The organism is Actinopolyspora alba (assembly GCF_900112765.1).
GTDB classification, from domain to species: domain Bacteria; phylum Actinomycetota; class Actinomycetes; order Mycobacteriales; family Pseudonocardiaceae; genus Actinopolyspora; species Actinopolyspora alba.
In genome coordinates this window covers 434,166-454,776 of record NZ_FOMZ01000001.1, presented here as the reverse complement: position 1 = coordinate 454,776, position 20,611 = coordinate 434,166, and the positions used below count along the sequence as shown (strand labels likewise).

Genomic DNA, 20,611 nt, shown 5'->3' with positions numbered 1-20,611 from the left:
CGAGACTCGGTCCGAACCCATGTCCGTGTAACCACGCCCCGCCGGTGCAACCTCCGCCGTACCGTCCGCGTCCCAACGGAGCAGCGATCCGTTCCGTCCGCCGGTGGCACCGTTGATCAAGGTCGTTCGTGAGCCGTGGCCGAAGTCCTCGGGAAGCCGGACGACGAGCGGTACACGTGGATGTCGAGCGGCTCGGAACTCGAGCAGCGCAGTGAGGAGAGGTCGGTATGCCGCAACACCGCACGCCCCCGAGATGTCCCGTTTGCGGGATGCACTTCTGCATCTGTCCGGACAAGAGCGCCCGAACCGGTGTCCGTTTCCGGACGGCTGCGCCCCCGCGACGAACCCGCCGGTGAACTTCGGCTCCCCGGGAAAGCGCCGCGAACGCCGCGACGGACCTCGGTGGAGGGGCGGCGACAGCTCGCCTCGGGAGTCGCCCCTTCGGAAGTCGGTGCGGGCCCGGACGCGAACGGGGTCTTCCCGGAAGCAAGTCCGAGAAGACCCCGCGAGCGCTCTTTTTCGGTCGAACTCCGCTCGTCAGCGCACTGCCCGCAGCGCGTCGACGATGCCCGCACCGTAGAAACCGGCCCCGGTCCTGCCGCCGCGGCACTTGGCGTCGTCCTCGCCGTCACCGTCGGTGTCGTAGCTCTTCGGGCACGGCACGGTGTCGGCCTGCCAGCGCAGGGCGGCGTTGACCATCCTCGCGTCCCACCTCGGGTGCTCCGCCCGGATCAGGGCGGCGACCCCGGCGACGTGTGGCGAGGCCATCGAGGTGCCCTGGTAGAAGCCGTACTCGCCTTCCGGCAGCGTGGACAGCACACTGCCGTTGCCGGAGGGTGTGTCGGCGGTCTGTTTGCTGTCGCCGCCCGGTGCGGCCACGTCCACCGAACCGATGCCGTAGTTGGAGTAGAAGGACTTGCTCGACTCCGGTCCCACGGCCGAAACCGTCACCATGCCGGGCAGCTCACCGGGCAGCACCTGGCACCCGTTGCCCGTCCAGCGATCCTCGGTGGGGCCGCCGTTGTTGGGACTGTTGGTGTCGTGGATCCGCTTCGACAGGTTCCAGTTGCTGTTGCCCGCCGCGACGACGTTGAGCACGTCGTTGCCCCTGGCGTGGTTCACCGCGCGGCGAACCGCCTCCGCGACGGCCGCCTGGTCGCGGTCACGCTGGCACCACAGGTACCAGGGGTCGATGAAGTAGGAGCTGTTGGTCACGTCGATGCCGTGCTCGGCGGCCCACATGAACCCGCAGATCGCCGAGCCGGGGTAGATGAAGCCCTCGTCGTTGACGACCTTGATCGACACCAGCGTCGCGTTCGGGGCGACCCCGGAGATACCCACACCGTTGTTCGCGGCGGCGACCGTACCCGCGACGTGCGTACCGTGTCCGCTGGTAGTCGGCGCCCAGGCCTGTCGGGAACGGTCCGGTGTGCCGTTCTCGGTGCAGCCCACCGACCGGCTGGTGTCCAGATTGGCCGCCAGGTCCGGGTGGTCCGGGTCGATGCCCGAGTCGAGCACGCCCACGGTCACGCCCTTGCCGCTGTCGGAGTTCTCGTGGGCCTCGTCGGCGTTGATCATCCGCATGTCCCACTGCTCGGCGGCGAGCGGTTCCTCGCCGTCCTCGCTCGAGCGGGACGCGGTGTCGGCTGCGAGGGTGCCCCGACGCTTCTCCAGCGTCTCCGAGTCGGACTCACCGCTGTTCTCGGGGAGCTGTTCGGCGAGGTTGCGGCTCGCCCCCGCGGCTCGTACGCCGGGATCACCACGTACGGCCTCGGCGAACCGCGAATCGCGCGAGGTGGCCAGCAGTACGCCGATCTCGGGCCAGCTCTGCACGACTTCACCGTCGGCAGCGCGTACCGAATCGGCGGTGCGTTCCAGACCGCCGTGCTGGGGTCCGACCACGATGAAGTGGGCAGGGTCTCCGGTGCCGGCGGAGTCCGATGGTCCGGCCGCGGCTACCGCGGGCGCGAGCAGGGTAAGGGCCAGTGCGGAGCCGATAGTCCGCAATGGTTTGAGTCTCAGAGGTTTGGGTGACACCGAGCCTCCCGAACAGGTGAACAGGGTTACTGAATGTGGGAGTCTGCGCCCCGATACGGCTAGTGGATAGACCTTTATGGAGTAATCGAGTTACACCGCGAGTAGGTACTGTGACGCATCGCGCCGTTGTTCTCGGTGTGGCGGTGTTCGCCGGACGGTTACGGTGTTGGCGTGTCGGTCGATCTCGAAGTGCCACCGCCCGAACCAGCCCCCAGCCCGTCCGCGATGCGTCGTGCGCTGCGCAGAGCTACCGAAGGGGTGGCGCTGGACAGCACCGAGGCCGCAGTGCTGCTGCACGCTCGAGGTGAGGACCTCAGGGCACTGATGGAAGCAGCGGGCAGGGTCCGCGACGCGCATCTGCGCGCAGAGGGACGGTTCGGCATCGTCAGCTACAGCCGCAAGGTCTTCGTTCCGCTTACCCGACTGTGTCGGGACCGGTGCCACTACTGCACCTTCGCCACGGTGCCGCACAAGGTGTCCGCGCCCTTCCTGGAACGGGAGGAAGTTCTCGACATCGCCAGACGAGGGGCCGAGTCCGGTTGCAAGGAGGCCCTGTTCACCCTCGGTGACCGTCCCGAGGAGCGCTGGCAGGACGCGGCCGACTGGCTGCACGAACGCGGCTACTCGTCCACGGTCGACTACTTGCGCTCCTGCGCGATCGCGGTGCTGGAGGAGACCGGTCTGCTGCCGCACCTCAACCCCGGCGTGCTCGGCTGGTCGGAGCTGACCAGGCTGAAACCGGTGGCCCCCAGCATGGGCATGATGCTGGAGACCACATCGGAGCGACTGTGGAGCCGGCCCGGCAATCCGCATTACGCCAGTCCGGACAAGGAACCCTCGGTACGGCTCCGGGTGCTCGCAGACGCGGGCCGGGTGGCCGTGCCGTTCACCAGCGGAATCCTCATCGGAATCGGTGAGACGATCGCGGAACGGGCCGATTCGCTGCTGGAACTGCGTGCCAGCGCCAGGCAGTACGGTCATCTGCAGGAAGTCATCGTGCAGAACTTCCGGGCCAAACCGGACACGGCCATGCGCGGCATGCCGGACGCGGATCTGCACGAACTCGCGGCGACGGTGGCCGTCGCCCGGCTGCTCATGCCGTCCGGGGTGAGCGTGCAGGCCCCACCGAACCTGGTGGGGGACGAGCACGGCCTGCTGCTGCGCGCGGGGATCGACGACTGGGGCGGTGTCTCACCCGTGACGCCGGATCACGTGAATCCGGAGCGGCCCTGGCCCAGGGTGGACGAACTGGCGGAGCAGACCGCGGCGGGCGGGTTCGAGCTGCGGCAGCGGCTGACCGCGTACCCGAAGTACGTGCGTGCCGGTCTGGCCGGCGACAGCACCGCCTGGCTGGATCCCAGGATCGCCACCCACGTCGCCGAGCTGGCCGATTCGGAGGGCATGGCCGACCCGGAGGCGCAACCGGTCGGTCGGGACTGGCAGGAGCCGGACGGCGGTCTCGAATCCATCGGCCGTACCGATCTCAACAGCGCTATCGACACCGAGGGACGCAGCGCCGACCGCCGTAGTGACTTCGACAGTGTCTACGGTGACTGGGAGGAACTGCGGGAGAGGCTGCCCGCCGCCAGGGAGCCGGAGCGGCTCGACTCGGATGTCGCGGCGGGACTCCGACTGGCCGAGCACGACCCGGCGGCACTGCTGGAACCGGGCAACACCGACGCGGCGATGGCACTGCTCACCTGCGACGGCGCCGCGCTCGACGAGATGGCACGACTCGCCGACGCGTTGCGTGCCGACGTGGTCGGGCAGGACGTCACCTACGTGGTCAACCGCAACATCAACTTTTCCAATGTCTGCTACGTGGGATGCAGGTTCTGCGCCTTCGCACAGCGGGAACGCGATGCGGACGCGTTCCGGCTCTCGCCCGAGGACGTCGCTGACCGAGCGGAGGAGGCCCGCCGTGCCGGTGCCACCGAGGTCTGCATGCAGGGAGGTATCGATCCCCGACTGCCGGTCGGGGCGTACGCGGACCTGGTGCGTGCGGTCAAGAACCGGGTCCCCGACATGCACGTGCACGCCTTCAGTCCGATGGAGATAGTCAGCGCCGCTTCCAAGGCGGGCGTGAGCGTCGCGGAGTGGCTGACCGAGCTGCGCGATGCCGGGCTGGACACCATCCCCGGCACCGCGGCCGAGATACTCGACGACGACGTCCGCTGGATACTGACCAAGGGCAAGCTGCCCGCCGCCGAGTGGATCGACGTGGTCAGCACCGCCCACCGGCTGGGAATCCGTTCCTCGTCGACCATGATGTACGGCCACGTGGACACCCCGGAGCACTGGTTGGGGCATCTGCGCACGCTGGCCGGTGTGCAGGACACCGCGCGCGAGAACGGCGCGGCCGGGTTCACCGAGTTCGTCGCGCTGCCCTTCGTGCACCGCAACGCGCCCATCTATCTCGCGGGGCTGGCACGCCCCGGCCCCACCCGCAGGGACAACCGTGCGGTGCACGCGATGGCACGGCTGGCGCTGCACGGCAGGGTGGACAACGTGCAGTGCTCCTGGGTCAAGCTGGGTGACGAGGGCACGGTCGAGGTGCTGCGCGGCGGCGCGAACGACCTCGGCGGAACGCTGATGGAGGAGACCATCAGCAGGATGGCCGGTTCCGAGCACGGCTCCCAGCGAACCATCGAGCAGTTGGACGAGGTCTCCGCCGCCGCCGGGAGGCGGGCACGGCAACGCGGCACCGATTACGGTCCCGTTCCCGTGATGTCGCTGGGAGTTTCACCGCTCGGCTGACCGGGTCGAACCGGTCCCGCCCGTTCCGGTGGTGGTGGACGGGCCCGGTTCCACGGGGTCACGTCGGACCGATCGCGCTCAATCGCTCAGGTCGTAGACGGTGGTTCCGTTGACGGTTCGCGCCTCGTAGTTCCGCTCCACCCACTGGCCGATCCGGTCCGCCGTCCCGGTGGCGCCGCTGTCGGAGGCCCTGTTCAAAACGGCCGTGCCGCCGCGGATCGGGGCGGCGATGTAGTAGTGGATCCGTCCGGACTCGACCAGCTCCCGGAACCTCGCGAGGGTGGGGTACGGATCCGTTCCGTTGAAACCACCGATAGCCATCACCGGTCGGCGGGTGGCCAGCTGGTATCCGGCGGCGTTGCTGGAGCGGGTGGTAGCGGCCACCCAGGTGTAGGACTCCGCGTCCTCCAGCAGCAGCTCGCGCAGCTGGTCACCCGGCGTGCTGATGCCGAACGCGCCGCTACCACCGCCGGGGCCACCACCGGGGCTGCCGCCCCCTGCGAAGCCACCGTTGCCGAACGGTGTGCCGCCCCCGCCGCCTCCGAAGCCGCCGGAACCGCCGAAACCGGCAGCGGGCAGTGCTCCGCTGTGTGGTGTGGCCGCGGTGGCGACCGAGTAGGCGGTGGGCAGCGTCAGGCAAACCACCAGCGCCGCGGCCACGGCAGGCAGTGTCACGGCGCGGGAGGTCCGACTCACCACCAGCAGCAGACAGGCCGTCGCCGTTCCGAGGAAGATCACCGCGGGGACCAGCCACTGGTGCCGCTCGGTGTCACCCCGCAGCAGCAGCGCGCCGACCGTCACCGTGATCAGCACGGTTCCTGCCAGCGTGATCCGCGCTCTCGGATCCTCCCGATCGCGCCAGAGCATGGTGCCGCCGACTCCGACGAGCGCAGCGATCGCGGGCGACAGCGCCACCGTGTAGTACGAGTGGATGATGCCGTTGGCATAGCTGAGGATCACCCCGGTCAGCACCAGCCAGCCACCCCACAGCAGCAGACTCGCCCTGGTCGGGTCGGTGCGCGGTGCCCGTCGGGTCATCCAGAGCCCGGCTGCCAGCAGGATCAGTGCCGCGGGCAGCAGCCAGCCGATCTGGTCGCCCATCGACGCTCCCAGCAGCCGGTTCCAGCCCATGTCGGAATTCGTGTTGCCCAGCCCACCGGTCTCCTCACCGGTCAGTCGTCCCAGTCCGTTGTAACCGACGGTCAGTTCCCACAGGCTGTCGTGCTGCGACCCTCCGATGTAGGGGCGCTTCGAACTGGGCCAGAACTCCACGAGCGCGATGTACCAACCCGCCGAGACCAGCACGCTCAGTCCCGCCGTCGCCAGGTGCGAGAGCCGCTTCCACCACGCGGTCGGTGCCGCCAGCAGGTACACGGCCGCGAACACCGGCAGTACCACGAACGCCTGCAGCATCTTGGTCAGGAAGCCGAATCCGATGGCGACTCCGGCGAGGGAGAGCCAGCACGGGCTCGCCCGTTCGGTGGCGCGCACCACGCAGTACGCCGCGGCCACCAGCAACAGCACCAACAACGCGTCGGGGTTGTTGAAGCGGAACATCAACACCGCGACCGGGGTGAGCAGCTGCACCGCACCGGCTATCAACCCCGCTGTCGGGCCCGCGCAACGGCGCACCGTGGCGTAGAGCAGTCCCACCGTCAGTACCCCGGCCAATGCCTGCGGCAGCAGGATGCTCCACGGATTCAGTCCGAAGATCCGGGCGGAGAGCACCATCGGCCACAGCGCGGCGGGCGGTTTGTCCACGGTGATCGCGTTGGCCGCGTCGCTGGAGCCGAACAGCCACGCCTGCCAGCTCTGGGTGCCCGCCTGCACCGCGGCCGAGTAGAACCCGTTGGCCCAGTCCGAGGAGCCCAGTCCCCACGAGTAGAGCAGTGTCGCCGCCGCGAGCAGGAGCAGCAGTGCCGGGCGTACCCATGCCGGGTCGGACGAACGGCCGCGAAGTGCTCGCCACGGGCGTGAAAGCCGGGTCGGTTCGGTCGGGGACGGGCTCGGCTGTCGCCCTGCCAGGAGTGTGTCCATCGTGATCGAGCCTGGCAGCGCGAGCTTACGGGAGTCCGAGTGTTTCCTTGGTGTTCGCCGAGTATCGCCGTCCCGGATCCGGTTCCCGGCGAATTCTCACCTCGCTCCCGGCAGGTGCCCAGCCGCGCACGGCATGGTGAAACCCACGGTTCCGTGACCAGTCGTGAGTTGGGAGCAGAGCATGACCGACAGTGCCGCGGCGGACGAGGAGTGGCGCGAAACCGCCGAGTCGGAACCGCCCCGCCGTGCGGAAGGCCCCGCGCGTTGGGGGCCACGGCGTACGCTCGCCGCGGTCGCGATCGCGCTCGCTGTCGGGGTCGTGGGCAGTGTCTCCGTTACCGCGATCACTTCCGGCTTCGCTTCGGGCCGGTCGGGCGGTCCCGGAGGTGGTGCCGCCTTCAGCAGGAGCAGCGGTGGTGGATTCGGGGGAATGGGTCAACCGGGCAGCACGGGGAACGGGAACGTCACGGGGTCCGGGGCCGTGTTGTCGGACGCGATGCACGGTGAGTTCACCGTGCGGACCGAGCAGGGGACCTACCGCACGAAGCGGCTGCAGCGCGGCACGCTCACCGCCGTCGGCGACGCGGAGATCACGGTGCGAAGCGGTGACGACTACCGCCGTGACTACACCGTGAATTCCGAGACCGTCGTCGACAGCGGTCAGACCTCGCTCGACGAGCTGGAGCGGGGGCGGTCCGTCACGGTCGTCGCGACGTTGTCGGGGAACGCCGCGACGGCTACCGCGATCAGTGGTCAGCGGTCCGGGAACGGTTCGGGCAACAGCACCGGAAACGGCGGTTTTCCCGGCCGGGGCGGGAACAACGGCCAGGGTGGCGATTCAGGTGGTTCCGGAAACGTGCCCGACGGTGGTTCCGGAACCGGCAGCGGTGATTCGCCCGACAACTGAGGCCTTCGGGGGACGCTTCGCACGAAGCGTGATTTCCGCCCATCCCGTTCTTCGGGGTGGGCGGATTTTTCGTCGATTCTCCGGCGGAACGGTGCACTCACTCGGTAGGGTGAGCGACCGACTGTCGTCGGCGGGAGGTGAGTATGGGGTTGTTCGACTGGTTCACCGGTACCAAGCGGCCCGATCAGGGGGTTCAACCGCGTTCGTCACAAGAGGTCTATCAGGCGCTCATGTCGGTCAACCGGCCCGACGCCTCATTCGAGGTGCGGGACGGACGACCTGACGGGGTGGACCTGGTGTGCGAGTGGCGGGTCATGAACCCCCACTGGTACGAGCACTTCAAGGTGTTCAGTGAGCGGGAGTTCTACAGCATCCTGATGCGGTTCGATCCGGAGCAGCGGGAGATCCGCTCCACGGATCACAAGTGGACGATCGACTGGGTTCGTGGCGCTCCACAGGTCGTGCACGGAGCCGAGTTCGAACGAGGACAGGCCAAGAGCGTCAAAGCCGTGTGGGCACTGAAGAAAGGTGAGGACGGAAAACGACGCTGGGAACGTCAGGCGACCTTTTCGACCTCGGAAATGAAGAATCCGCTCCGGAAAGCCGTCACCGATTGCGGTTGGACCTGGCGTGGTGTGAGTTTCGCGAAGTTGTGAATATACTTTCGGATATTTGTTCTCCGCGTTTCGTCGTTCGCTGTTTTTCCTGAAATCCGTGTTGCCCGCTCGTTGAATTCCGAGAAGCTCTCGCGAGTGGGGCGGTGCGGTGACTGCCGGTTGTTCCGGACGCGGTCGATGACCGCACTCTGACCACCGAACGCTTTCATTCGCGTTCGCAACGTATCGGTTCCCGTTTTCGGGTTCCCTCGCAACCCCGGCTTCCCCCCACGCGTCCCACGGGGTGTGGCCGGGAACCGGGGCGGGCCGGTGTCCGGTCCGATGACCGGTTGTGGTGTGTGGCCCCGTTGTCGCCGTTCGTGTGTCGACCAATACGCTCTCCGTTGGCACCGCACGATCGTGGGACGTTCTCGGCACCGGACGCGAACCGGTGGGCGCCCGGGAACTCGCCCGGGTGACGGCACTGGAACGCGCGGCGTTCCAGTGGGATACAACGATCGAAGTCCGACCAGAAAGGCACGGCTCGTGCGTAGACTTGTGGCGCGCGCAGGCGCGTGGTCGTCGATGCTCGCGATGACGCTGTTGATCACCGGTGCTCCGGCGCAGGCGGCCACCGGAACGGTGCGGGCGCAGGCCACCCCGCTCGACGCGTTGAGCACTCCGGTGGGCCTCGGCGCCGTCGTTATCGGCGTGATCGGGATGGTCGCGGGTACGTTGCGGCGCAAGAAGGTCCCGGTCCAGCCCGAGAACCAGCGGCGGAGCTGATCGAAGTTTTCCGGCCGCGCTGTCGGGGCGCTCGCTCGGCGGAACCTCCCGCGGGCTCTCGTTCCGGGGCTGCGACATCGGGTGGCGACCTACGCGACGTCGGGGGGCCTCGCGAGAGCGCGCGGATCGCCACCCTCGCCCGACTGCCGTGGACGCGGTTCTGCCAGAATCGACTACGTGCACACCGAGAGTTCCGTTACCACCGAGTCCGGCTCCGTGACCACCGAATCCGGCGGGACCGCCGCGCGTCCCCGCGTGTTCTCCGGCATCCAGCCCACGGCCGGCTCCTTCCAGCTCGGTAACTACCTCGGAGCGCTGCGCAACTGGATAGCGTTGCAGGAAACCCACGACGCCTTCTACTGCGTGGTGGATCTGCACTCGATCACCATCGCCAAGGACCCCGAGGAACTGCGCGCCAACACCCGCAACGCGGCCGCCCAGCTGCTGGCGCTGGGGATCGATCCCGAACGCAGCACGCTGTTCGTGCAGAGCCACGTCGCGGAGCACACCCAGCTGGGCTGGGTGCTGGAGTGCCTGACCGGCTTCGGCGAGGCATCCCGCATGACGCAGTTCAAGGACAAGTCCGCGCGGCAGGACGACGAGCACGTCAGCGTCGGGCTGTTCACCTATCCGGCGCTGATGGCCTCCGACATCCTGCTCTACGGCACCGACGTGGTGCCGGTCGGTGAGGACCAGCGCCAGCACCTGGAACTCAGCCGCACGCTCGCGCAGCGGTTCAACTCCCGGTTCGGCCCAACCTTCGTCGTCCCCGACGCGCACATCCCCCAGGACACGGCCCGCATCTTCGATCTGCAGGACCCGACCTCGAAGATGAGCAAGTCGATCCCCTCCGGCGTCGTGGAGTTCATGGAGGACCCCAAGCGCACCGCCAAGAAGGTGCGTTCGGCGGTGACCGACAACGAGCGCGACATCCGCTACGACCCGGAGAACAAGCCCGGGGTGAGCAACCTGCTGGTGATCTACTCGGGGATGACCGGCAGGTCCGTCGCCGAGCTGGAGACCGCCTACGAGGGAAGCGGCTACGGCGACCTGAAGAAGGACCTCGGCGCGGTGCTCGTCGATTTCCTCACCCCCTTCCAGCGGCGGGTGGCCGAGTACCTGGACGATCCGGCCGAGCTCGACAAGGTCCTGCGGCGTGGTGCCGAGCGTGCTCGGGCGGTGGCCTCGCGGACACTGCGAGACGCCTACGATCGCGTGGGTTTCCTACCTCCGGCGGGCTGAACTGATCCTTTCGGGGTAATCTGCTGCCACCGACGAGCGACACCGCGGAGGTAGGAGCAGGTGGTCGACCGTAGTCAACCGGCACGCACCGCCCGGGAGCAGCCGAGCCCCGGCAGGTTCGAGCTGCTGCGGGCGCGTTACCCCCGGTTGGATCGGCTGGTTCGGGCGGCGCAGCGGTACCAGAGCCACTACGGTGACTACTACGCGGCCGCGATCACCTACTTCAGCGTGCTGGCGCTCGTGCCGCTGCTGATGATCGTGTTCGCGGTGGCCGGTTTCGTGCTGGCCAGCAATCCCGACCTGCTGCAACGCCTCCAGTCGGCCATCTCCGAAGCCGTGCCCAGCCCGCAGCTGAGCCAGTTGATCAACGACATCGTCGACGAGGCGATCAAGCAGGCGGGCGCGGTCGGGATCATCGGCCTGCTGGCGGCGCTGTACTCGGGTCTGGGATGGATGACCAACCTGCGTGAGGCGCTCACCGCCCAGTGGGGGCAGGGGCCGACAGCCCTGTCCTTTCTCAAGCGGACCCTCGCCGATCTGCTCTCGCTGGTCGGTCTCGGGGTGGCTATGGCGGTCTCGTTCGGGATCAGCGCGCTGGGCGGCGGGGTGGGCAGGATGCTGTTCCGGCTGGCGGGCATCGAGAACAATGCCTGGGTGGGCATCGTGCTGTGGCTGCTGGCCCTGCTGCTGTCGCTGGCGGCCAGCTGGTTCGTCTTCCTGTGGGTGCTCGCCCGGCTCCCCAGGCAACCCGTGACACTGCGCAGCGCGGTGTGGGGCGCGCTGTTCGCCGCCGTCGGGTTCGAGGTGCTCAAACAGGTCGGTGTGGTGTACCTGAACAGCCTCAGCGGCTCACCGGCGGCAGCCGCGTTCGGCCCGATCCTCGGGTTGCTGGTGTTCGCCTACCTGACTTCCCGGTTCCTGCTGTTCGTCACCGCCTGGACCGCCTCCGCCAGGGAGAACCAGCCCGTGGCGGCCGTGGAGCCGCCGCCACCGGCCGTGATTCGTCCGGTGGTGCCGCCCCGACGCGGCACGGGAGCGGCCGTGGGGGTGTTCGGTCTCGGAACCCTGCTCGGTTGGCTGCTGCGCGGGCGGCGCTGAGGGCGTGGCGAGCTGAGGTCGCGGCAACCGGCCGTCAGACGCTGTCTTCCGAATCGTCCCGCCGCGAGGCGTTCTCGCCCCGCCTGCGAGCGCGCTGGAGTCGCAGTGCTGCCACGAGCAGCAGCATCGCCACCACCAGCAGTATCAGGAGACCGACCCCCGTGCGTGGGAATCGGTCGCTTTCCGGCTCCGACGTCGGCTGCGCCGCTTCGACCGCGGTGTCGGCGGTGGAGGTGTGACTCGGTTCGGGGGTGCGTCGTTCGACCAGTTTCCCGACCACTCGGTCCCCGTTCAGGCGAAAGCCGTAGTCGAGCAGCGCGGCAGCCTGCTCGGACAGGTCCACCGGACGGTGTTCGCCACGCAGCAGCACCGCGACCAGCGTGCGACCGTTCCGATCCGCCGCGACGACCCTGGTGTGCCGTGCGTCGTTGGTGAAGCCGGTCTTGCCGAAAACCGCTCCGGGGTAGTCGCGCATCACATCGCTGTCGCTGGCGATGCGCACCGGCGGTTGCCCGGACGGTGCCGGGAGCCGGGTCCGTACCGTGCCCGCGGGGCGCGCGAACTCCGTCTCGTTCAGCGCGGCGCGCAGGATCAGTGCCATGTCGTAGGCCGAGGTGCTCATGCCCGGACCGTCGAGTCCGGAGGTGGTGGCGGCTCTGGTGTCGCGGGCGCGCAGCCGTTCCGCGAGCTCGTTCATGCGCCGCACGGTTTCCTCGGTGCCGCCGATCTTTCGTGCCAGCGCGTGCGCGGCGTCGTTGCCCGACTGCAGGATCAGCCCCGTCAGCACCTGGCGCACCGTGTACTCGACACCCGGTTCCAACCCCACCGCGCTGCCCTCCACAGCGGCGTCGGACTCGGCGGCCGTGATCGTGTCGGAGAGCTCCAGCTCGCGTGCGGCGACGAGTCCCGTCAGGATCTTGATCACCGAGGCGGGACGGTATCTGCCGTGCGGGTTCTTGGCAGCCAGCACTTTCCCGCTGTCCAGCTCCGCCACGATCCAGGTGGCCGAGCTCACCCGTTTCGGCGGTGCGGGGGCTCCCGGCGGGATCACGACGCCGCAGTGCCCCATACCGGGACCGCCGATCGGTTCCTCCGGGACCGGAAGCGGCTTCGGTGTGGGGTCTCCCGGCGCGGGCACCTCCGAGCTGTCCACAGGTGAGGGAGGCAGCGTGGCGTTCGGACAGCTCGCCCCCGTCCGGTCCGTCGCTGCCGCGCCCGCGGGCACGAACAGTCCCGTCGACAGGATCGCCGCCAGCACTGCCGTGGCGAGTCGGACCGGTGGGCGAGCGGCTGCTGTGGACACGCGGACCACCCTAGGCCACTCGCAAGGTGGTGCGAATCCGCCGAGTGTTCGAGGAACTCGGGTGCGCCGGAGGAGGCGGGATGTGCTGGATGAGGTCGGATGTGCTGGATGAGGCGGGGTGTGCCCGAGGACGTTGTGGTCGCGGGCACAGTAGATACTGGGGACGTGCGAATTACCCGTGGTATGGCGCTGTTCCTGCTGGCCTTCGGGGTCTGGTCCTGGCTGCTGTGGCCCACCTTCCTCCGCAACATCCTCGGTGACGAGCAGTCTTGGTCGGACGGGGCGCCGACGGCGTTCCTGTGGGTGCACGTGGTGATCGCGGTGGTCTCGCTCGTGCTGGGAACCGTGATCGGTGTCTACGGCCTGCGGGCCTACCGCGCGAGCCGACGGAGCTGAGGCACCGCCTCGGCCCGGCGGGCAGCGGAGGACTCGTGCGACCGGACTCACTCGCTCGGCCGAGGTGGGATTTGTGATTTACGTCCGGCTTCGTGAGCCGGAGGAGACGTCGGTCACGAATCCGGCTATCGTGATCGCGCGGGGTCACGAACGCCACCGGGCCGGTGGCTCCGCGTATCCGTGCGCCGAGGCAGCGTCGGCGATCGCCCGCTGTCCAGGGGCCCGGGAGTGTGCGCCGTCGTGTTCCCACTCGCCGCGGCACACACGTCCAATGACCCCGTACAACGAGGTACGGGGTCTCCCGGCCGGGGAAGACCGTACGGACCATCACCCCCGTGCGTCACGTCCCGGCGAGCCGCCGATCTCGCGCGAGATCGACCGCCCACCGGAACGCGGCACCACGGAGAGTCCGTTCAGAACCTCGGCATCAGCGCCTGCGGAACATCAGCGCCCGCTTGACCTCCTGGATCGCCTTGGTCACCTGGATGCCACGCGGGCAGGCGTCGGTGCAGTTGAACGTGGTGCGGCAGCGCCACACCCCGTCGATGTCGTTGAGGATGTCCAACCGCTCCTCGGCGGCCTCGTCCCTGCTGTCGAAGATGAACCGGTGCGCGTTGACGATCGCCGCCGGCCCGAAGTAGGAGCCCTCCGACCAGTAGACCGGGCACGAGGTGGTGCAGGCCGCGCAGAGGATGCACTTGGTCGTGTCGTCGAACCGCTCCCGCTCGGCGACCGACTGGATCCGCTCCCGCGTCGGGTCGTTACCGGTGGCGACGAGGTAGGGCTTGATCGCCTTGTACGCCTCGAAGAAGGGCTCCATGTTGACCAGCAGGTCCTTCTCGACCGGAAGGCCCTTGATCGGCTCCACCGTGATGGTGGTCTCGCCCTTCTTGGCGAACATGTCCTTCATCAGGACCTTGCACGCCAGTCGGTTGACACCGTTGATCCGCATGGCGTCCGAACCGCACACGCCGTGCGCGCAGGAACGCCGGAAGGTCAGCGTGCCGTCGATGTACCACTTGATGTAGTGCAGCAGGTTGAGCACGCGGTCGCTGGGCAGCGCCGGAATGCGGTACGACTCCCAGTGCAGGTCGTCGTCGACCTCCGGGTTGTAGCGCTCGATCTTGACCGTGACCATCGTCGCGCCCTCCGGGATCGGGGGAGCGTCCGAGGGCAGGTCGACGGCGGCCGTGTCGCTGTTCGCGTCGGTGGTGGGGGCGGTCATCAGTACTTACGCTCCATCGGCTGGTACCGGGTTACGGTGACGGGCTTGTAGTCCAAGCGGATGTCCGAGAGGAAACCGGTCAGGCCCAGCGGCGCGTTCGGATCCTGTTCATCGGGCAGCTGCTTGTACTGCATGCTGTGCCGCATGAAGTTGGTGTCGTCGCGGGTCGTGTAGTCCTCGCGTGCGTGTCCGCCACGTGATTCCTTGCGCGCCAACGCGGAGTTGACGAGTGCCTCGGCGAGATCGAGCAGGAAGCCCAGCTCGACCGCTTCCAGCAGGTCGTGGTTGTAGCGCTTGCCCTTGTCGTGCACGGCTACGCGGCCGTAGCGCTCCTTGAGCAGCTGTACGTCCGACAACGCCTGCTTGAGGGTCTCCTCGGTGCGGTAGACCGAGGCGTTGGCGTCCATCGTCTCCTGCAGCGCGGTGCGGATGTTGGCGACCCGCTCGCCGCCCTCCGCGGTGCGGAGGTGATCGACCATTCCCTCGACCAGCTGAGCCGGATTCTCCGGTAGTTCGAGGAACTCGTGCCGCTGGGCGTACTCCGCGGCCGCGATACCGGCACGACGCCCGAAGACGTTGATGTCCAGCAGCGAGTTGGTGCCGAGCCGGTTGGAGCCGTGCACCGAGACGCAGGCGACCTCGCCCGCCGCGTACAGGCCGGGAACCACGTTGTCGTTGTCGCCGAGCACCTCGGCGTCGATGTTGGTGGGAACGCCGCCCATCGCGTAGTGCGCGGTCGGGTAGACCGGGACCGGCTCGTGCAACGGCTCCACGCCCAGGTAGGTGCGGGAGAACTCCGTGATGTCCGGCAGCTTGCTCTCCAGCACGTCCTCACCGAGGTGCGTGACGTCCAGCAGCACGTGGTCCTTGTTCGGTCCGGCGCCGCGGCCCTCCAGCACCTCCATCGCCATGGACCGCGCCACGATGTCGCGCGGTGCGAGGTCCTTGATGGTGGGGGCGTAGCGCTCCATGAAGCGCTCGCCGTCGGCGTTGCGCAGGATTCCGCCCTCACCGCGCACCGCCTCCGAGATGAGGATGCCCAGTCCGGCCAGACCGGTCGGGTGGAACTGGTAGAACTCCATGTCCTCCAGCGGCAGCCCCTTGCGGTAGACGATGCCCATGCCGTCGCCGGTGAGGGTGTGCGCGTTCGAGGTCGTCTTGAAGATCTTGCCGAAACCGCCGGTCGCGAAGATCACCGACTTGGCCTGGAAGACGTGGATCTCGCCGGTGGCGAGTTCGTACGCCACGGCCCCGGTGCAGCGCTGCTGCCCGTCCTCGTCGGTGGTCATGTTGACGTCGAGCACGTAGAACTCGTTGAAGAACTCCACGCCGTGCTTGATGCACGTCTGGTAGAGCGTCTGCAGGATCATGTGGCCGGTGCGGTCGGCCGCGTAGCAGGAGCGCCGCACGGGTGCCTTGCCGTGGTCCCTGGTGTGCCCGCCGAAGCGCCGCTGGTCGATGCGGCCCTCGGGGGTGCGGTTGAACGGCAGTCCCATCTTCTCCAGGTCGAGCACCGCGTCGATGGCCTCCTTGGCCATCACCTCGGCCGCGTCCTGGTCGACCAGGTAGTCACCGCCCTTGATGGTGTCGAAGGTGTGCCACTCCCAGTTGTCCTCCTCGACGTTGGCGAGTGCGGCACACATCCCGCCCTGGGCCGCACCGGTGTGCGAGCGGGTCGGGTAGAGCTTGGTGAGTACGGCGGTGCGGGCGCGCTGGCCGGACTCGATGGCGGCGCGCATTCCCGCGCCGCCCGCGCCGACGACGACCACGTCGTACTTGTGGAATTGCATGGTGGTCTCCTTGGCTCGTCGCCTGCTGGGCCGCGCGTCAGCTGATGTTCGGATCGAAGGTGAACAGCACGTACGTTCCCAGTACCACGGTCAGCACGATCGAGCAGTACAGCAGCATCTTCAGCCAGAAGCGGGTACGGTCGGAACGTGAATAGTCGTTGATGACGGTTCGCAGCCCGTTGCCGCCGTGCAGACCCGCCAGCCACAGCATCGTCAGGTCCCAGAGCTGCCAGAACGGTGATGCCCAGCGGCCCGCCACGAAGGCGAAGTTGATCCGGTGCACCCCGCCGTCCAGGAAGAGCATGATCAGCATGTGTCCGAGGACGAGGAACAGCAGCACGACCCCGGACAGCCGCATGAAGACCCAGCTGTAGAGCTCGAAGTTGCTGCGCCTGGCCGCGGGACGCCCGGGGGAACGCGGCTTGTCGACTGACAGTGGTGCTTCGGTAGTGGTCATGGTCGTACTAACCCCCGAACAGTTCCGTGGCGGCGCGGGTGATCATGCTGATGGCGGCCGGGATGATCAACACCAGCCACAGCACCAGGACTGTCCACAGCATCGGTCGCTGCAGACTCGGTCCCCTGGACCAGAAGTCGACGAGCATCACGCGGATTCCGTTGAACGCGTGGAACAGCACCGCCGCGAGCAGCCCGAGCTCGAACACGATCATCAGTGGATGTTTGTAAGTCTCGATCACCGTGTCGTACGCGTTGGGTGAGACCCGCACCAACGCGGTGTCCAGGACGTGTACGAACAGGAAGAAGAAGGTGAGCACGCCCGTGATGCGGTGGGCGACCCACGACCACATGCCCAGGTCGCCGCGATAGAGGGTGCCCTTGGCACGAGGTGCTTCCCCGCGAGGGCGTCCCTCCGCCGCGGTGGCGGTTGTGCTGGCCATGACGGAAGGCCTCCAACGTCGCTGGTGGACTCTGGGCCCGTTCCGGATGCTGCGCGGAGAACGGCCCGTAACCGCAGCACCCTGCGCCCGCGCCGATTACCCGAACGGACCCTTGACCCATCGGATGCTAGACCCGCGCCCGCCGGCTGTCCTACTCGCATGTGCCCGCTGTGATCGAGCAGACAACTACCGGGGGTAGGTTGATCGATGTAGATCCGTTCCGCCCCGAGTAGACGCCTCGCTGTGGCGTGGGTGTCAACCGGCTGGTCCGAGATTAGCGTCACCCTTATCGTATTAACGCACGTGTCGAGCGGTGTGCGCAGGTCCGCCATTGTTCGTCATTGACATATTTCACTTTTTGAGCGGTGGGCGGTGCGATTGGGACGCGAACGAAGGGTGATTACGTTGAGTAGTGCCCGAACGAGTGAGCACGGGTGGTGATCGGGGAACTTGGTCGAACCCAACTCCGTCGACTGGCCCGCCCTGCGGGCAGCCGCCACCTTCGCCGCCGAGCACGCCTACTGCCCCTACTCCGGGCTCGCCGTGGGCGCGGCGGCGAACTGTACCGACGGGCGTGTGGTGGTGGGGTGCAACGTCGAGAACGCCTCCTACGGTGTGACGTTGTGCGCCGAGTGCACGTTGGTGGGCGAGCTTCGGATGAGCGGGGGTGGCGGTCTGGTCGCCGTTTCGGTTCGGGACGGGCAGGGCAACCCGCTCATGCCCTGCGGCCGGTGCAGGCAACTGCTCAACGAGATGGGCGGGCCGGAGTGCCTGGTCGACACCCAGGAGGGCGTCCTGGCCATGCGGCAGCTGCTGCCGCATCCCTTCGCGCCGCCGCCCTGAATCGGCCGGTAGTCTCCCGCCCACCGCACCAACGCCCGAACTGGAGCGTGTCATGCCGCACAGTGTCGTGGAGATCATCGGCGCCAAACGGGACGGGGGCAGGCTCTCGGCGGCGCAGATCGACTGGGTGATCGACGCCTACACCCGGGGTGAGGTCGCCGAGGAACAGATGTCGGCGCTGGCGATGGCGATCCTGCTGCGGGGGATGGACGACGCCGAGACCGCCCGTTGGACGGCGGCTATGGCCGCCTCCGGTGAGATGCTCGATCTCGGCGCCCTGGACCGCCCCACGGTGGACAAGCACTCCACCGGCGGTGTGGGGGACAAGATCACCCTCGCGCTGACACCACTGGTGGCGGCCTGCGGGGCCGCCGTGCCGCAGCTGTCCGGCCGCGGTCTCGGGCACACCGGAGGGACGCTCGACAAGCTGGAGTCGATTCCCGGCTGGCGCGCTCGGCTCGGCACCGCCGAGCTGTACCGCAACCTCGACGAGGTGGGAGCGGTGATCTGCGCCGCAACGGAACGGATCGCCCCCGCCGACAGCAGGATGTACGCACTGCGGGACGTGACCGCCACGGTCGAGTCGGTGCCGCTGATCGCAGGTTCCATCCTGAGCAAGAAGCTCGCCGAGGGCACCGCCTCGCTGGTACTGGACGTCAAGTGCGGTTCGGGCGCCCTGCTGACCGAACCGGAGCGGGTGCGACGACTCGCCAGGACGCTGGTCGCCACCGGCAACGACAACGGAGTGCGCACCAGCGCGCTGCTGACCTCGATGTCGGCGCCGTTGGGCGTGGCGGTGGGGAACGCCCTGGAGGTCACCGAGGCGGTGAGCGTGCTGCGGGGGGAGGGGCCTTCCGAGGTCACCGAGCTCACGCTCGCGCTTGCCCGCGAGATGTTGGCGAGCAGCGGCATGTCCGATGTGGATCCAGCCGGAGTGCTGGCGTCCGGGGCGGCGTACGAGAAGTGGCGTGCTCTCGTCGCCGCGCAGGGCGGTGATCCCGACGCGGACCTTCCCGTCGCCGCGCACGTGCACACGTTGCGCGCGCCGCAGAGCGGAAATCTCGCCACGCTGGACGCCCGTGCGGTCGGTGCCGCCGCGTGGCTGCTGGGTGCGGGCCGGGCACGTAAGGAGGACGAGGTGCGGCACGCCGCGGGCGTACGTTGCCTGGCCAAACCCGGTGACCGGGTGTCCGGGGGCGAGCCGTTGTTCGAACTGCACACCGACGAGCCGGGCACGATCGAGGACGCGTCACGTCGACTGCACGGTGCTTACGAGATCACCCAAGGTGAGGTCCGGACCGAGCCGGTGGTGCTGGAGCGCGTGACCGGTTCCGACGTGGCGGTGTGACACCCGAGGGGCCGCTTCCGACCCGCTGGGCGCCACACCGTGTGGTCCCCGTCGATCCCCGTTCACTGTGCCGACATCGCCGGAGCGGCGCTCCTGCGGCATGCCACGGGGCTGCCCGGTGCGTGCTCCGGCGGAAGTCGGTACTCGCGTGCGATCAGGCGCTGTCGGCCGTGTAGTCGTCGTCCAGCTCGTCCGAACCGCTCGCCTTGTCCGAGTCGCGCTTGGCGCTCTTGGAGCGACTGCGACGCTGCTGCTGCTGCCGGGGCAGCGTCGTCGGTGGCGAGACCGCGTTGTTGTTCGAGGGGGCACCGCCGCCGAGGATCAGTTCGGCGAAGGTGGCCATGGCCTCGTCCAGCTGGCCGGCGTGCTTGCGCTCGCTCTCCTCGTTGGCGTTGCGCACCAGCGAGTCCAGCGATTCCGAGTCCGGACGCTCGGAGAGGGTGCCCCGCAGCTGCGAGAGGTCCTCGCCGAGGGTGCTGCCGACGTCGCCGATCCGTTCGGTGACACCGCTCTCGACGGAGTCGAGGCGAGTGTTGACGTTCTCCTCGACCGAGTCGATCCGGCCGGACACCTGGTCCAGTCGGCTCGCCAGCGATTCCAGTCGGTCGGCGAGCTGTTGCAGGCGCTCGGTCGGGTCGACCGCCGGACGCTCCGCGAGCGCGTCGAGCTTGCCGTTGACCTTCTCGGCGTTCTCGGACAGGGTCTCGCCGATGCCGTTGCGGACTTCCTGGGCCGCGTCGCTCACCGAGCGCTGCAACGATTCCCTGGTGCCGTCGAGGTGTTCGTGGACACCCTCGTCGATCTCGGCGAACCGACCGCGCAGGCTGGTCTCCATCTGGTCGAGACGCTCCCTGAGCGGTTCCTGGACCGAGCCGGGAACCTCCTGCAGGCGGGTGTCCTGCTGGTCCAGGTGCTGACCCAGCTCTTCGAGTCGATTGTGGACGTGGGAGAGCTTGTCCTCCAGACCGTCCATGCGGCCCGTGACGCCGTCGAAACGTCCCGCCATGCCGTCCAGCCTGCCGTCCAGTTGCGCGAACGGCTTGGCCAGCTTGTCGGCGAGACCTTCGACCTGGCTGTTCAGGCCGGAGATCGCGTTCTCCTGGGCTTCCAGTTTGGACAGTGCCTCGTCGAGTCGTTCGGCGAGCACGCTGACTTCGGTGCGATCCGGCAGCTCGGACAGCCGTTTGCGTACGGAGCCGAGGGACTCCAGCGGCGACATCCGGGCGTTGATCTCGTCGAGAGCGTCGAAGATCTGCTGCTGTTCGCTTTCGCGGATCTCCGCTGCCCGCGTCAGCATGTTCCGCATACGGTCGAACGACACCGTGTCTTGGCTGTTCTCGTTCACGG

17 protein-coding genes are annotated in these 20,611 nt (G+C 68.2%); 9 read left to right on the top strand and 8 right to left on the bottom strand.

Going from position 1 to position 20,611, the window contains the following annotated elements:
- Positions 1 to 537: 537 nt before the first annotated feature.
- The gene (locus BM150_RS01940; RefSeq protein WP_092922794.1) at positions 538 to 2,007 is read right to left on the bottom strand and encodes a S8 family peptidase; all 1,470 of its coding nucleotides are present in this window, start codon (positions 2,005 to 2,007) and stop codon (positions 538 to 540) included.
- A 201-nt stretch (positions 2,008 to 2,208) separates the two neighbouring features.
- Here BM150_RS01940 and BM150_RS01935 point away from each other — a divergent pair, with 201 nt between their 5' ends.
- Entirely contained in the window at positions 2,209 to 4,794 is a 2,586-nt protein-coding gene (locus tag BM150_RS01935; protein ID WP_092923311.1) for a bifunctional FO biosynthesis protein CofGH, read from the top strand.
- A gap of 78 nt (positions 4,795 to 4,872) precedes the next feature.
- Here BM150_RS01935 and BM150_RS01930 read toward each other — a convergent pair whose 3' ends face one another.
- Positions 4,873 to 6,831, bottom strand: a complete 1,959-nt coding sequence (locus tag BM150_RS01930; protein ID WP_092922791.1) for an ArnT family glycosyltransferase — start codon at positions 6,829 to 6,831, stop codon at positions 4,873 to 4,875.
- A 181-nt stretch (positions 6,832 to 7,012) separates the two neighbouring features.
- On the opposite strand from BM150_RS01930, the gene BM150_RS01925 reads away from it, so the two are divergent.
- The 5 genes from BM150_RS01925 (at position 7,013) to yhjD (ending at position 11,460) form a co-directional block, all read left to right on the top strand.
- The gene (locus tag BM150_RS01925) at positions 7,013 to 7,738 is read left to right on the top strand and encodes a hypothetical protein (protein WP_092922788.1); all 726 of its coding nucleotides are present in this window, start codon (positions 7,013 to 7,015) and stop codon (positions 7,736 to 7,738) included.
- A 143-nt stretch (positions 7,739 to 7,881) separates the two neighbouring features.
- Positions 7,882 to 8,394: a hypothetical protein gene (locus BM150_RS01920; RefSeq protein ID WP_092922785.1), complete on the top strand. Its 513-nt coding sequence runs from the start codon at positions 7,882 to 7,884 to the stop codon at positions 8,392 to 8,394.
- A gap of 486 nt (positions 8,395 to 8,880) precedes the next feature.
- Entirely contained in the window at positions 8,881 to 9,120 is a 240-nt protein-coding gene (locus BM150_RS01915) for a hypothetical protein (RefSeq protein WP_245755193.1), read from the top strand.
- 177 nt (positions 9,121 to 9,297) lie between these two features.
- A complete protein-coding gene (gene trpS, locus BM150_RS01910) occupies positions 9,298 to 10,362 on the top strand; it encodes a tryptophan--tRNA ligase (RefSeq protein WP_217641298.1) in 1,065 nt (354 codons plus the stop codon).
- 60 nt (positions 10,363 to 10,422) lie between these two features.
- A complete protein-coding gene (gene yhjD, locus BM150_RS01905) occupies positions 10,423 to 11,460 on the top strand; it encodes an inner membrane protein YhjD (protein WP_092922779.1) in 1,038 nt (345 codons plus the stop codon).
- A 34-nt stretch (positions 11,461 to 11,494) separates the two neighbouring features.
- Here yhjD and BM150_RS01900 read toward each other — a convergent pair whose 3' ends face one another.
- Positions 11,495 to 12,763, bottom strand: coding sequence for a D-alanyl-D-alanine carboxypeptidase (locus BM150_RS01900; protein ID WP_245755192.1), 1,269 nt, complete (start codon positions 12,761 to 12,763; stop codon positions 11,495 to 11,497).
- Positions 12,764 to 12,928: 165 nt separating this feature from the next.
- Here BM150_RS01900 and BM150_RS01895 point away from each other — a divergent pair, with 165 nt between their 5' ends.
- Positions 12,929 to 13,159, top strand: a complete 231-nt coding sequence (locus tag BM150_RS01895) for an SCO4848 family membrane protein (protein WP_092922776.1) — start codon at positions 12,929 to 12,931, stop codon at positions 13,157 to 13,159.
- 427 nt (positions 13,160 to 13,586) lie between these two features.
- Here BM150_RS01895 and BM150_RS01890 read toward each other — a convergent pair whose 3' ends face one another.
- Genes BM150_RS01890 through sdhC form a run of 4 tightly spaced genes read right to left on the bottom strand, consistent with a single transcriptional unit; the run spans position 13,587 to position 17,073 of the window.
- Complete coding sequence (locus tag BM150_RS01890; RefSeq protein ID WP_092922773.1) at positions 13,587 to 14,384, bottom strand: succinate dehydrogenase iron-sulfur subunit; 798 nt, start codon at positions 14,382 to 14,384, stop codon at positions 13,587 to 13,589.
- Complete coding sequence (sdhA, locus tag BM150_RS01885; protein WP_092922770.1) at positions 14,384 to 16,174, bottom strand: succinate dehydrogenase flavoprotein subunit; 1,791 nt, start codon at positions 16,172 to 16,174, stop codon at positions 14,384 to 14,386. The genes BM150_RS01890 and sdhA overlap by 1 nt, the downstream gene beginning before the upstream one ends.
- Positions 16,175 to 16,211: 37 nt before the next feature.
- Complete coding sequence (locus tag BM150_RS01880) at positions 16,212 to 16,631, bottom strand: succinate dehydrogenase hydrophobic membrane anchor subunit (RefSeq protein ID WP_092625348.1); 420 nt, start codon at positions 16,629 to 16,631, stop codon at positions 16,212 to 16,214.
- Between the two features lie 7 nt (positions 16,632 to 16,638).
- Entirely contained in the window at positions 16,639 to 17,073 is a 435-nt protein-coding gene (gene sdhC / locus BM150_RS01875; protein ID WP_092922767.1) for a succinate dehydrogenase, cytochrome b556 subunit, read from the bottom strand.
- Positions 17,074 to 17,523: 450 nt separating this feature from the next.
- On the opposite strand from sdhC, the gene BM150_RS01870 reads away from it, so the two are divergent.
- Both BM150_RS01870 and BM150_RS01865 read left to right on the top strand, forming a co-directional pair.
- The gene (locus tag BM150_RS01870; protein WP_092922764.1) at positions 17,524 to 17,916 is read left to right on the top strand and encodes a cytidine deaminase; all 393 of its coding nucleotides are present in this window, start codon (positions 17,524 to 17,526) and stop codon (positions 17,914 to 17,916) included.
- 52 nt (positions 17,917 to 17,968) lie between these two features.
- Positions 17,969 to 19,264, top strand: a complete 1,296-nt coding sequence (locus BM150_RS01865; RefSeq protein WP_092922761.1) for a thymidine phosphorylase — start codon at positions 17,969 to 17,971, stop codon at positions 19,262 to 19,264.
- Positions 19,265 to 19,418: 154 nt separating this feature from the next.
- On the opposite strand, the gene BM150_RS01860 is transcribed toward BM150_RS01865, so the two are convergent.
- On the bottom strand, positions 19,419 to 20,609 hold the full coding sequence (locus tag BM150_RS01860) for a coiled-coil domain-containing protein (protein ID WP_217641297.1): 1,191 nt from the start codon (positions 20,607 to 20,609) through the stop codon (positions 19,419 to 19,421).
- Positions 20,610 to 20,611: the final 2 nt, after the last annotated feature.

Coding starts and splice junctions, on each gene's coding strand:
- BM150_RS01925 (WP_092922788.1), top strand. CDS start 7,013: ATGACCGACAGTGCCGCGGCGGACGAGGAGTGGCGCGAAACCGCCGAG.
- sdhC (WP_092922767.1), bottom strand. CDS start 17,073: ATGGCCAGCACAACCGCCACCGCGGCGGAGGGACGCCCTCGCGGGGAA.
- BM150_RS01880 (WP_092625348.1), bottom strand. CDS start 16,631: ATGACCACTACCGAAGCACCACTGTCAGTCGACAAGCCGCGTTCCCCC.
- BM150_RS01930 (WP_092922791.1), bottom strand. CDS start 6,831: ATGGACACACTCCTGGCAGGGCGACAGCCGAGCCCGTCCCCGACCGAA.
- BM150_RS01890 (WP_092922773.1), bottom strand. CDS start 14,384: ATGACCGCCCCCACCACCGACGCGAACAGCGACACGGCCGCCGTCGAC.
- BM150_RS01920 (WP_092922785.1), top strand. CDS start 7,882: ATGGGGTTGTTCGACTGGTTCACCGGTACCAAGCGGCCCGATCAGGGG.
- sdhA (WP_092922770.1), bottom strand. CDS start 16,174: ATGCAATTCCACAAGTACGACGTGGTCGTCGTCGGCGCGGGCGGCGCG.
- BM150_RS01865 (WP_092922761.1), top strand. CDS start 17,969: ATGCCGCACAGTGTCGTGGAGATCATCGGCGCCAAACGGGACGGGGGC.